Annotated in this window: 14 protein-coding genes; all 14 read right to left on the minus strand. The window is 39.9% G+C overall.

The genetic code is table 11. The features are described 5' to 3' along the window. Positions 1-60: 60 nt before the first annotated feature. The 14 genes from ACMX9J_RS11855 to fliF are packed head-to-tail and all read right to left on the minus strand — an operon-like array spanning position 61 to position 12,971. Positions 61-423, minus strand: coding sequence for a response regulator (locus tag ACMX9J_RS11855; RefSeq protein ID WP_033579786.1), 363 nt, complete (start codon positions 421-423; stop codon positions 61-63). Positions 424-444: 21 nt separating this feature from the next. Then, positions 445-1,575: a flagellar motor switch phosphatase FliY gene (gene fliY / locus ACMX9J_RS11860; protein WP_255219746.1), complete on the minus strand. Its 1,131-nt coding sequence runs from the start codon at positions 1,573-1,575 to the stop codon at positions 445-447. Beyond that, positions 1,565-2,566: a flagellar motor switch protein FliM gene (fliM, locus tag ACMX9J_RS11865; protein WP_034265235.1), complete on the minus strand. Its 1,002-nt coding sequence runs from the start codon at positions 2,564-2,566 to the stop codon at positions 1,565-1,567. The genes fliY and fliM overlap by 11 nt, the downstream gene beginning before the upstream one ends. A 20-nt stretch (positions 2,567-2,586) precedes the next feature. Then, positions 2,587-3,018 (minus strand): flagellar basal body-associated protein FliL, encoded by a 432-nt coding sequence (fliL, locus tag ACMX9J_RS11870; RefSeq protein ID WP_028411424.1) that lies wholly within the window; start codon positions 3,016-3,018, stop codon positions 2,587-2,589. 3 nt (positions 3,019-3,021) lie between these two features. Continuing rightward, positions 3,022-3,231, minus strand: coding sequence for a flagellar FlbD family protein (locus ACMX9J_RS11875; protein WP_025750317.1), 210 nt, complete (start codon positions 3,229-3,231; stop codon positions 3,022-3,024). A gap of 35 nt (positions 3,232-3,266) precedes the next feature. Further along, a complete protein-coding gene (gene flgG / locus ACMX9J_RS11880; RefSeq protein WP_014458441.1) occupies positions 3,267-4,091 on the minus strand; it encodes a flagellar basal body rod protein FlgG in 825 nt (274 codons plus the stop codon). A 25-nt stretch (positions 4,092-4,116) separates the two neighbouring features. After that, on the minus strand, positions 4,117-4,545 hold the full coding sequence (gene flgD, locus ACMX9J_RS11885; protein ID WP_048019847.1) for a flagellar hook assembly protein FlgD: 429 nt from the start codon (positions 4,543-4,545) through the stop codon (positions 4,117-4,119). A 9-nt stretch (positions 4,546-4,554) separates the two neighbouring features. Continuing rightward, positions 4,555-7,173 (minus strand): flagellar hook-length control protein FliK, encoded by a 2,619-nt coding sequence (locus ACMX9J_RS11890; protein ID WP_416225822.1) that lies wholly within the window; start codon positions 7,171-7,173, stop codon positions 4,555-4,557. Positions 7,174-7,190: 17 nt separating this feature from the next. Then, positions 7,191-7,823, minus strand: a complete 633-nt coding sequence (locus ACMX9J_RS11895) for a MotE family protein (RefSeq protein ID WP_033579781.1) — start codon at positions 7,821-7,823, stop codon at positions 7,191-7,193. A gap of 9 nt (positions 7,824-7,832) precedes the next feature. Continuing rightward, positions 7,833-8,276, minus strand: a complete 444-nt coding sequence (gene fliJ, locus ACMX9J_RS11900) for a flagellar export protein FliJ (RefSeq protein WP_028411429.1) — start codon at positions 8,274-8,276, stop codon at positions 7,833-7,835. A 2-nt stretch (positions 8,277-8,278) separates the two neighbouring features. Next, positions 8,279-9,592: a flagellar protein export ATPase FliI gene (gene fliI, locus ACMX9J_RS11905; protein WP_165635188.1), complete on the minus strand. Its 1,314-nt coding sequence runs from the start codon at positions 9,590-9,592 to the stop codon at positions 8,279-8,281. Further along, a complete protein-coding gene (gene fliH / locus ACMX9J_RS11910) occupies positions 9,567-10,355 on the minus strand; it encodes a flagellar assembly protein FliH (protein WP_028411431.1) in 789 nt (262 codons plus the stop codon). Before fliH ends, fliI begins: the two co-directional genes overlap by 26 nt. Further along, complete coding sequence (gene fliG, locus ACMX9J_RS11915) at positions 10,348-11,367, minus strand: flagellar motor switch protein FliG (RefSeq protein ID WP_025750326.1); 1,020 nt, start codon at positions 11,365-11,367, stop codon at positions 10,348-10,350. Before fliG ends, fliH begins: the two co-directional genes overlap by 8 nt. 11 nt (positions 11,368-11,378) lie before the next feature. Next, complete coding sequence (fliF, locus tag ACMX9J_RS11920; protein WP_048019845.1) at positions 11,379-12,971, minus strand: flagellar basal-body MS-ring/collar protein FliF; 1,593 nt, start codon at positions 12,969-12,971, stop codon at positions 11,379-11,381. Positions 12,972-12,997: the final 26 nt, after the last annotated feature.

Below are 12,997 nucleotides of genomic sequence, written 5' to 3' on the forward strand. Positions count from 1 at the left end.
CTGCCACCTCTTACTTCAACATAGTGTAAGATTAGCGGGAAAGTCCCGCCAATCTGTTGTTTATCCAATTGCTTTTGAAATTGCCTCTAATACACGATCTGCTTGAAACGGCTTAACGATAAAATCTTTTGCCCCTGCTTGAATGGCATCAATCACCATTGCCTGCTGTCCCATCGCTGAACACATGATCACCTTGGCATCACTTTTTATGTTTTTAATTTCTTTTAAGGCCGTAATTCCATCCATTTCAGGCATCGTAATATCCATTGTGACAAGATCTGGTGCATGCTCTTTAAATAACTCCACAGCCTGCTGGCCATCTGCCGCTTCCGCTACTACTTCATATCCATTTTTCGTTAAAATATCTTTAATCATCATGCGCATGAACGCAGCATCATCTACAATTAAAATTCGGTTTCCCATCTCTACTCCTCCTAAAAATCATTACTTTAGTTTGTTAATACGGTCTCTTTGACTAATAATATCAGTTACGCGAACGCCAAAATTCTCGTCAATGACGACCACTTCACCTTTTGCAATTAATTTGCTATTAATCAAGATATCTACCGGTTCGCCTGCTAGTTTATCAAGTTCAATGATTGCACCAGAAGATAATGCTAAAATCTCTTGAACCGTTCGCTTAGTCCTTCCAAGCTCCACGGTAACTTGAAGCGGGATATCAAGCAGCATGTCTAAATTTCGCGAATCCCCTTGAGGAGAAGACACGTGCTCGAACTCTGAAAACGATGCGGGCTGAACATCAACTGGTACATGAACAGGTTCTGCCTGCTGTGTTTCTTCATGCTGTATGTATTCAGCTGCCGGCGGTTCTGTTTGCTTTTCGTTAAGATCTGATTCTTTTTCAATAGAAGCTGCGGTACCTTCTGCGCTTGGAACTAAGAGCTCTTCCACCAAACTTTTGGCAAAAGATATCGATAACAGCTGCATAATATTCGAATCGATTAATGTGCCTACCTTCAAATTAAAAGAGACTTTTACAAAGACGTCATCTTGGGGAATCAGCTCTGTGCCTTCCCCTTTTTGAATATTTAAAATATCTAAGCTCGGCGGAGAGATATCAATTTTCTTTTGAAATACCGTAGACATAGACGTCGCTGCAGAACCCATCATTTGATTCATCGCTTCCTGCACTGCACTCAGCTTAATTTCATCCATGATTTCCGTCGGATTCTCTCCCGTTCCACCAAGCATCAAATCTGAAATAACAGCTGCATCTTCATGTTTAATAACTAACAAATTCGTACCAGAAAAGCCTTCTGTGTACTGAACTTGCACAGCGACATGAGGATTTGGAAATTCATCCGTCAGCTCTTGTTTATACACGAGCGATACAAACGGTGTGGTAATATCGACTTTTTGATTCAATAAAGCCGATAACGCTGTTGCTGAACTGCCAAACGAAATATTTCCAATTTCGCCAAGCGCGTCTTTTTCCATTTCCGTAAAGTAATCGTCTACTTGACTTGACTTATTCGGCTCTGAAAACTCGTCAAGTGAAGAAGTTCCTTTTAACAACGCATCAATTTCATCTTGCGAAAGCATGTCATCGTTCATTCCTTTCGTTCCTCCTCTTAACATCATCTAGAATTTGCACAGCGACTTTCCGACTGACTTTTCCAGGCTGTGCAATAAATTTAGGTTGTTCTCCGACGTAAATAGTTAACGGATTATGAACGCTTGTTTGCAGTCGAATAACATCTCCCTCATCTAATGCTAGGAAATCTTCAATGGAAATATCCGCTTTTCCTAGCTCGGCTACAACCTGCAATTCCGCATCATTGATTTGTTCCTTTAGCTGCTCAACCTCTTGTACGTTAGGTTCTTTTTTCGAAGATTGCATCCAGTAATGAACGGACAGTTTGGACACAATCGGCTCAAGCGTCACGTGCGGAATACATAGATTGATCATGCCCGTTTCATCTCCAATTTGTACGTTTAATGAAATGACGATGACAATTTCATTTGGTGAAATTACCTGCAAAAACTGAGGGTTCACTTCAAACTCTGATGTTTCAGGTTCAATTTCCGCAATAGAACTCCAAGCTTCTCTCATACTGTCTAACGTTTTCTCTAACAAGTTTCGAACCAAGCTCGTTTCAATCTCCGTTAAGTTACTAATTTTCCCACCGCTCTCGCCTTGTCCCCCGAGCAAGCGGTCAAGCATCGCATAGGCAATGTTCGGATTGACTTCCATAATGATATGCCCTTCTAAAGGAGGGACAGCTATCACATTTAAGATGGTTACTTTCGGAACAGAGCGAATGAACTCCTCATACGGAATTTGATCCACTGATACAACGGACACTTGTACAACGTTACGAAGCTGCGCCGAAAAGACGTTGATGAGCATGCGCGCATAATTTTCATGAATTCGCGTCAAACTGCGAATCTGATCTTTTGAAAAACGCAGCGCGCGTTTAAAATCATATGTACGAATGCGCTGTTTTTTATTTTCCTTTTTTAGCTCATCCGCATCCATCTCTCCGGTTGATAACGCGGATAATAGGGCATCAATTTCATTTTGTGATAATACATCCCCAGCCACTAGCTTCCCTCCCTTTTTCTTTACTGCAACACTTTAGACGTTGTATAAATTTTAACAACATGTCCGTTTTCCATTAATTGATCAATTTGCTTTGCAATATCTGTTTCTAACGTACTGAGCCCTTGCGTTCCTTCAAAATCTTGAGCACTCATATCGGAGAGCCGTTTGATAATAATGTCTCTTACTTGAAAGTCTCTTTTTTGAAGCTCTGCTGCCGCTTTTTTACTATCCATTTGAATTTTAAAGGAGATGCTGATGTAGTTATTGCTTTTTAAATTGGTTTTGATATCCGTTACATCCACAGAAGCTTTAATCACATCGTCGATAGATGGACCTTTTTCGGTACTTGCCTGCTCCGTATACTTTAACGTCACAATAACCGCAATGCTTCCTATTAAAGTAAGAGAAAGCAGGATAATAATCATCTTACTAATTAGCTTATTTTTGAACACACTTTATTCCTCCGTCGTTTGCTGCAACCCTAATACGTTAATTCGCTGATAATAACTCGTCACTTTCTCATTCACTTCTTCAACTGAATCCTTTACCACTAGCTTTTTGTTATTTGTTAGCGTAATAGTTGTATCTGGAAATGCCTCAACCTGCTCGATGTAAAGAGCATTTAACGTAAATGTTTTGCCGTTTAGCCTCGTTAAAGTGATCATAATCAACCGGAGTAATACCTACTCCTTCCTCCCGCCTATCGTTTTAGATTCACTAATTCTTGCAGTATTTCATCGGATGTTGTGATAATTCTTGTATTCGCTTGAAATCCGCGCTGTGCAACAATCATGTCCGTGAATTCCTCCGATAAATCAACGTTGGACATTTCAAGGGCGCTTGAGACGAGCGTTCCTGTACCGCTATTTCCAGGAGTAATGTTTGCAGGAGTTGTAACTAGCCCCGCATTTGGAGTATCTGCAAACAAGTTTCCTCCTACTTTTTGAAGTCCTTCATTGTTAGCAAACTTCGCAAGTTTAATAGTACCTGCAACTCTCGATACACCAGTATTGTCTATATAATTCACTGAGCCATCCGAGCCAATTCCATAGCTTTGACTATTTGGAGGAATAACGATTTTCTGATTGGTCGAACTTTGCAAATAAAGGCCACTCCCTGTTACCAAGGCTCCATTTCTATCTAAATAAAAGTTTCCCGCCCTCGTATACATGGGGTTTGTGACCGTTCCATTGTTTTGTGTACCACTATTTCCGACAATAAAATACCCATCCCCAGAAATAGCTAAATCAAGCGGCCGTCCCGTTGACTGAATACTCCCTGCCGTTTGAACTGTATCAACCGTGCCAATTTGTGAACCTAACCCAACTTGTTTAGCGTTAACACCTCCACGGTTAGCTCCCGGTGCCGTCGCTCCTGCTACCTGCTGACTTACTAAATCTTGAAACGTTGTACGTCCTTTTTTATAGCCGTATGTATTAACATTGGCAATGTTATTTCCTAGGACATCTAATTTAGTTTGAAAATTTTTCATGCCGCTGATTCCTGAATACATCGAACGTAACATAAAATCACTCCTTAAATTTGGTTGGTTAACTGCTTACTTCTAAGATATCGTTTAGCGAAAGTACCGTATGATTTTCATCGTTGATCGTAAACGATACCTCATTGTTTTTGACGGATGCTGTTGAAATGACTCCTTGCTTTTTATTTCCTTCTTCATCTAACCATGCAGCGGTTTTACCAATTAATTCGCTTCCTTTTAAAATAGGAGAAGCCTGAGACTGCGTTACAAACGTATTGAGCGATGTGCTCATATTTGTCATTTGTTCAAGAGATGAAAACTGAGCCATTTGAGCAATAAAGTCTTTGTCTTCCATTGGATTCATTGGATCTTGATTTTGAAGCTGTGCAATCAAAAGCTTCAAAAAGTCATCTTTGCCAAGCGAGCTGTTTCCCGTTTGCTTCACTTGTGTGTCCCTATTGCTTAAATACAAGTCAGACGTAATTTCATTTGTCATTGTTATCACCTATACGTTGTAGTTAATGAGCGCTGATTCAAAAGAAGATAGAAAGGAAGCCGATTCTTCCAATTGTTGTGAATCTTGATCTTCTTCTTCGTTTCTAAACAGCTCTTTTTCCTGTCTTTCTTTTTGCTGGTCGTTTTCATTGTTATACGACATCGCTTGTTCTGACAGTAGCACATCGATTTTATCAATTGATACATGCTGAGACGCGAGACCATGCCGCAAAGTTGAAAGATTGGAGTCCAATAACTCTTTTGTTTTTACTGACGATACGACAATTCGCGCAACCGTTTCGCTGTCTTTCTGAAGCATTTCAATTGAAATCGCACCTAGCTGTTTGGGAAATAACTTAATGAGAAGCTTGGATGTTCCGTCTTCAGTACTAAACGAAGCTTTACTCCATATTTTTTGCAGCTCGTTTACCAAATTGCTAGACTGCTGATAGTCTGATTTTGCTTGCCCTAGATAAATAGAGAACTGCTGAAGCTTAGGCATTTCTCCACTTCCAAAGGATGATGCCTGATTCTCTACTGGCGCCCCGGTTGTGTATGTACCTGCCGGACTTTCGCTATTTTCCAAAAAGCTATTGGTATCTATACTTCCGCTGGGTACAACCACATCTTTTTTCCATGGAAGCTGATTAAAAAACGGTACTTTTTCTTCTTTAGGAAAAGCAGTCATATTTTTCACAGAACTTTCTGAAGCTGTATGAACAGCGTCCATATCCACTTGATCAACCAATACGTGCTGAGACCCGAGAGCCTGCCGTAAACTGAAAAGGTTGGCATTTAACAGCTCTTTTGTTTTTGCCGACGTTACCACAACCTGCGCAATCGTTTCATCGTCTTGTTGAAGCACTTCAATTGATATTGTCCCTAGCTGATTTGGAAATAGCTGAATGGAAAGCTTGGACGCCCCCTCTTCAGATCCAACTGAAGCTTTACTCCATATTTTTTGCAGCTCGTTTACCAGATCGCTAGACTGTTCATAATCTGATTTCGCTTTCCCTAAATCAATAGAAAACTGCGGCCTTTTTTCTTCTTTACCAAAAGCAGTCATATCTGTTACTGAACTTTTTGGAGCTGCTTGAACAGTAGCCACATCCACTTCATCAACGGATACATGCTGAGACGTGAGAGCTTGTCGTAATCTGAAAAAGTTGGCATTTAACAGCTCTTTTGTTTTCGCTGACGATACAGCTACTTGTGCAACCGTTTCATTGTCTTGTTGAAACACTTCAATTGAAATCGTCCCTAGCTGCTTTGGAAATAACTGAATGGAAAGCTTGGATGCTCCTTCTTCAATACTGATGGAAGCTTCACTCCATATTTTTTCCAGATTATTTACCAAATCCCTAGACTGCTGATAGTCTGATTTTGCTTGGCTTAAATCAATAGAAAACTGCGGCTCTTTTTCTTCTTTACCAAAAGCATTCATCTCTGTTACAGAACTTTCTGGAGCTGCTTGAACGCCGGCCGCATCCACTTGATCAACCGCTACGCGTTGAGACGCAAGAGCTTGTCGTAAACTGAAAAGGTTGGAATTTAACAGCTCTTTTGTTTTCGCTGACGTTACCACAACCTGCGCAATTGTTTCATTGTCTTGTTGAAGCACTTCAATCGAAATCGTCCCTAGCTGCTTTGGAAACAATTTAATGGAAAGCTTAGATGCTCCTTCTTCAGTACTGATCGAAGCTTTACTCCATATTTTTTGCAGCTCATTTACCAGATCGTCAGACTGTTGATGATCAGAGTTTGCTTGCCCTAGATCAATAGAAAACTCTTGGATCTTAAGCATTTCTCCAGCTCCAAAAGCTGATGGGTTATTTTTTAACGTCAACCCGGCTGTTTTAGCAGTGAAAGAACTTTCACTATCTATACTTGGGTTACCTAAAACCACATCTTTTTTCCATGGAAGCTGATTAAATAGCGGCCCTTTTTCTTCTTTACGAACAGCGCTCATATCTTTTAGAGAATTTTTTGAAGTTGAATGAACAACGGCGAAAAAACCAGCTGAGCGCTTTTCATGTAAGGTATCGGTTAATACACGTGGTTGTTTATGAATTTTCTCTATTTTTTCAACAGCAGCTTTCTCCAAGCCTTGAAGCTGCGAATCTGAAAGCTTCACTGACTGTAGCTGCGGTTTTTGTAGTTCTTCCATCAGCTGAGCAAACTCTGTTTGAAACGCAGACGACGTGTTTTTGCATATAGTCAACAAGCTAGAAATAGAAGACAAATATTGTTCTTGACTGTCTGTTTTAGATGAAACAGGTTCCTGCTGCATTTCTGTTAACACGTGCTGCAGCTTTAGAAGCGGCTGTTCCAAATCTAGACTACTTGGAATACTACTGATCATCTCGGCTAGATGTTCGTATAAGACAGACGGTTCATCTCCTTCATATTCTGCTTCGCTTAACTGAATCGCAATTAACCCGACCGCGTTAAAGACGTCTTGATTTATCGCTTGTTCATTCAATGATTTCTCCCGGCTCGCTAAAGGTTGCGCATTTAGCTGCTGAAGCTGTTGAACGATTTCTTCAAAAAAACCCTGAGTCTGAATAACAGCCGCTTTTTCATCGCAGTTTACCTTTGATGCAGCTGCTGGACGTAGTGAAATTTCCACTGTTTTCACCTCTGCTTTTATTCATCAATCTGATCTGTTAACAATGTCGTATAGCGTGCAGCTACTTTCGGATCCATTTTTTCTAAGATTGCCGTTCTTGTACTTGCTTTGAACTGCTTAAGCATCGCGACCGCTTTGTCTTCTTTTAATTCGGCAAAAATGAGCGCTGCATTTTTAGGAGACATGTTTTCATAGGTAGCAATGACATCTTTTTTCGCCAGCTGATTGTTCTTTTGTTTTTTCGCTTCGTCATCGGCTTTTTCTTCCATATCGCGCATTTCAATTTTTAGTTCATCCATTTGACGATCTTTTGTACTGATCGTTTTCTCATAGGCTGAAATTTGCTTTTCTTTCGTGCTCAGCTTCTTTTGAAGGCTCTCAACCTGCTTTTGTATTTCTTCATTGCTTTCTTGAATATTTTCATTTTTTTGTGACTGCTCACTTGATACAAATGGAATGGCGTGTGTAACAGCAGAAACCTTATCATTTATATTGACGCCTAAAAGTGTCAGGACAATGTAAGCTGCCAAGATGAGGAACACCGCTGGAATAAAGATTAAAAATAAAAACACCTGGCTTTTACTGTAAGATTTCCCATCTTCATAGTTTTCTTCTTCGTACTCTTCTCTTAATTCTTTTCGTTTAGCCATGTTTTTCACCTAATTTCTATGCAGCATGTACTGCTGTAAAGACAGCTCATCCATTTGCTTCGCTTCTAATTGTTTTTCCGCTGTTATATAAGAATCGTAGTCTTTCTTTTTTAATTTTTCATACTTCTTTACTTCTATATTCTTTTCTTCTAGCTTCAGTTTCTTTAAGTTCATTTGCTGTCTGGCAAACATGACCTCTTGTTGCAGCCTTTCAATCACTCGTTCGGCACTTGTTAAAAACTGCTGAAATGATGTAATTTCTAAAATAGAAAGCCCCTGCTTCATTTTGCCCGTATGCTGTTCAATCAGCGTTTCTTTTTCTTTTAACTTTTTATAAAGCTTTTCACCCGCTGTTTCAAACTGCTGTAAGGATTGATTATATTGAGATAGCAGTTCATCTTTTTCATTTGACTTAATTGCCATTATTTTAGATAACCTAAATTCATATGCCATATTTACTCACCTTTCACAAACAGTTCACAGAGCTTTGTTACACTTGTTTCAAACGATGGATGTTCGTTCGTTTTTTGCTTTAAAAACGCCTCAATGACAGGATGATAGTGGATTGCCTCATCAATGTAAGCAGAAGATCCTCTTTTGTAGGCACCTATGTTAATTAAGTCTTCAGAAGTAGCGTAGGTAGCCATTAATGAACGCAGTTTTTCAGCTGCTTCTTTATGCCGTTCACTTACGATATGGTTCATCACGCGACTAACGCTTTTTAAGACATTGATGGCCGGATATTGACCTTTATTGGCAAGCTCCCTGTCTAGTACAATATGTCCGTCTATAATGCCTCGCACCGTATCCGAAATAGGTTCGTTCATATCATCACCGTCTACTAATACAGTGTAAAAAGCGGTAATAGATCCATGTTGATTAGTCCCTGTACGTTCAAGCAGCCTTGGCAAGCTAGCAAAAACAGATGGTGTATAACCTTTGGTAGTGGGAGGTTCACCTACGGCTAATCCAATTTCTCTCTGAGCCATTGCTACACGGGTAACAGAATCCATCATCATCATGACGCTCAGCCCCTCATCTCGAAAGTATTCAGCAATAGAAGTAGCTGTATATGCTGCTTTCATTCGAAGTAGAGCAGGCTGATCCGAGGTAGCAACTACTACAACGGAGCGCTTTAACCCTTCCTCTCCAAGATCTCGTTCAATAAATTCTCTAACTTCTCTTCCTCGCTCGCCTACAAGGGCAATGACATTGATATCTGCTTTTGTATTACGAGCAATCATCCCGAGCAGCGTACTTTTCCCAACACCGCTTCCTGCAAAAATACCTATGCGCTGCCCTCGGCCTACGGTTAACAAACTATCAATCGTCCGTACACCTACTTCAATAGGCTGTTCAATAGGCGGGCGCTCTAAAGGATTAGGGGGGTCTTGATCGGTTAAAACAAAAGGCAAATAATGAGAAAGTTCAGACCCATCTAAAGGGTTGCCTAACGAATCAAGCACTTGACCTATTAACTCTTTCCCCACGCTTACCTGCAGAGGTTTTTCTGTTGTTTCCACTAGGCAGCCAGGTCCGATATATCGAACAGACGTATAAGGCATTAAAACGACGTGCTCACCGTTAAAACCAACAACTTCTGCACGAATTTTATCTCCTCGTTCACTGAGATGAATAAAACAAACATCTCCTATTGACGTTCTAGGTCCTTTAGATTCAATCATCATTCCTACTACTCGGCTGACTTTCCCGTACCGTTTAAAAGAAGATGTGCGCGGGATTTCATGAATGAGTTGTGCGACTTTCATGTTTACTCCCCTCTAACAAACGTTCTTTTAATTTTTTCTTCATTTCCATTAACTGACTATCAAAAGAAGCAACAAGACGCCCATAAGAGGAATCGATGACACAATCCATTTCCTGAAGATTTTCATCTGCATAAATAAACAGCCCGGTTTCTCCGTTTAATAAATCGAACAGTTCTCGTTTATGTTCACATACATATGCATATTTTTTGGGAGAAACAAAAAGCTGGATTTCTTTATGTTCTCTAACTTCTTTTAAAGACCTTGCAACAAGTGATAAAAATGATTCATCTCTTTGAAGCTGCTCATTTAAAAGCGTTTCTGCTAGGGTGAAACCTAATTCAAAAATGACTTCTTCAGATTGATTTATATATTCGTAGTACTGATTCTTTGTTTCGTCAACAATGTTTCGCGACATGGCTAATACATGTTCGTACTCTTGTTTCCCTTGAAGCAGCCCTTCTTCGTACCCTTCTTCATAGCCGCGTTTTTTTTCTTGTTGAAACAGCAGCACCTTCTCTTCTTCCCACTGCTTTTTCAAACGTTCAACTTCGTTTTGAGCTTGTTTGCGGTAAGCGTCTGCCTCGGCCTTTATCATTTCAGCTTCACTATGCGCTTGTTCAATAACGTGCTGTGCATTTTCTTGCTGAAGATGTTCTTCTGTCGGCTCATCTTGTATCGGAAAACCAAATGGAATGACTTGAATGTGCTTAGCATTTTCGTCTGAAAGTTTGTTCGTATAAGTTGATTTAATGATATTAGACAATAATATCGTCTCCTCCACCTCGAGCTAGTACAATTTCACCAGCATCTTCTAAACGTCTAATTGCAGCAACGATACGTGACTGGGCTTCCTCTACATCTTTCAAACGCACAGGGCCCATAAATTCCATTTCTTCTTTAAACGTTTCCACCATACGGCTAGACATATTTTTAAAAATAATAGATTTCACTTCTTCACTTGCTACTTTTAAGCTCAACAATAAATCATCATTTTCTACATCTCGTATCACACGCTGAATAGAACGGTTATCGAGCGTTACGATATCCTCAAATACAAACATTCGCTGTTTGATTTCTTCTGCTAATGCCGGATCTTGAATTTCAAGCGTATCAATAATAATTTTTTCAGTCGCTCGGTCCACTCCATTTAATACTTCAACTACTGCTTCTAAACCACCTGTTTGGGTATAGTCTTGGGTAACGGTAGCTGAAAGCTTTCTCTCTAAAATTTGCTCCACTTCATTAATGACTTCCGGAGACGTACTTCCCATCGTTGCAATCCGCCTTGCAATATCCGCTTGCCTTTCCTGAGGCAGTGATGATAAGATTTGTCCTGCCTGCGGCGGTTCTAAGTAAGATAAAATAAGGGCAATCGTCTGAGGATGCTCATGCTGAATAAAATTTAACAGCTGCATAGGATCAGCTTTTCTGGCAAAGTCAAACGGACGAACTTGCAAAGAAGAAGTTAATCGATTGATAATCATCATAGCCTGCTCTGGTCCAAGTGCTTTTTCTAACACCTGTTTCGCATAGCTTACTCCTCCTTTTTCAAGGTAGTTTTGAGCAAGCGTTATTTGTTCAAACTCATGAAGCACAGCTTCTTTTAGGGACGGCTCTACCTTTCTCACTGAAGAAATTTCAAGCGTTAGTTGCTCAATTTCATCTTCACTGAGATGTTTATAGATAGAAGCTGATACATCCGGACCGAGAGAAATCAACAAAATTGCTGCTTTTTGCTTTCCAGTTAACTCATTTTTTTGCATAGCCTTTACCATTAGCTTTCCTCCTAATCCTCACTAATCCATGTTCGTAGCAGCTTTGCAAACTCTTCCGGGTCTTGCTTCGCTAACGTTTCAAGATTGCTTTTTGTTTGCTGTTCAGCACTTAAAACAGGGGCTTTTTGTGCCGCTTCATATGCTTCAAAAGTTTCATCATACTCTTCATCATATTCGTCTTCATCTAAGTCTTGACGCCTTTTCCTAACCAACAGCACAATAAGAACAACAATAATAAGCAGCAGTGCTCCTCCGATTATATACATCCACAATGGAATCGAACTTGCTGTGCTGTCAGCTGTTTCTTGTCCATTAAACGGCTGAACGGAAACGGTAATCTTATCGCTGACCGCGTTATCCGAGAGAGCTTTCGTATTTGCATCTTTTGAAATAGAAGTACGGACAATTGTACCTAACATTTTTTGAACGTCTGACTCAAGTGTATCGGACACTTGTGATTTCCCTTTTGCATTGGAGGGATCTATCATTACTTGAATGCCAAGGTCTTGAATTTTGTATGGACTTTCAACGATTTCTTTATGAATTCGATTCACTTCATAATTAATACGTTCTTCGTTTTTTTCGTAGTCTCCGTCTCCACTTGCTGTGCTAGATGAGTAATTTGTTGTATCTTCTTCTCCTGTTCCAGCAACGCCTCCATCTTGAGCATTTTTACCAGAAAATGTTTCATTGATTTTTTCAGCGCTAACGGCAATTCCTTGCATATTATCTTTATCAACAGGCTCTACTAGCTTTTCTTCGCGATTTTCCTGTGTAAAATCAAGATCTGCTGTAACAGAGACCATTACTTTGTCTTGACCGACCAGTCTTCCTAGCATTTGCTGTACTTGACGCTGAATATCCCGCTCAACTTCTTTTTTCGCTTCGTTCTGCGAAGCAAATGAGCTAGAAGCTGAATCCGTTTCATTTCCTTTTAAATCAAAGTACTCAAAATATTGGTTCATAATGACGATATTATCTGTAGGAAGGTTTGGCACACTTTTGGATACTAAATGATAAAGAGATTTAATTTGCTGATCATCAAATTTATAACCAGCCTTTGTATTAAGCACAATCGATGCAGAGGCTTCTCCCTGCTTTTCATTCGCCCATACACTTTCATTGGGAAGGGTAATCATCACTTTTGCATCGTTGACTCCTTGAATATTTTTCATTAAGTTAGCCAATTCAGTTTGCATCGCATCGAGTTTTAACACATCAAATTCATTGTCTGTCATACCAAAGCTCGCATTTTTCCCAAAAAACGAATAGTCGATACTTCCGCTATCAGGAATTCCTTGTGCAGCTAAATCAACTTTTAGCGAGTCAACGCTTTGTTCAGGCACCGAAATGGTTGTTCCATTATCAGAGATTTCTGAAGGAACGCTTCTAGCATCAAGCTCTGCTTTGATTTGTCCTGTTTCTTGAGCCGATAGATTGCTATAAAGAGGGACAAATTTATCTTTGTTTAAGAAAACAGATGCTAAACTAATGACTAGAATAGCCGCAAGAGGAGCAGCGATAAGGGCTATTTTCTGTCCTTTTTTGCGGTTATTCCAAAAGACTTTCATCTTATCTCGATAAAGAGCTATTCTTTCATTCATGGTATTCCTCCGGTTATTACTATTTT

Source organism: Priestia sp. RMT2NF4 (assembly GCF_047872835.1).
Taxonomy (GTDB): domain Bacteria; phylum Bacillota; class Bacilli; order Bacillales; family Bacillaceae_H; genus Priestia; species Priestia zanthoxyli.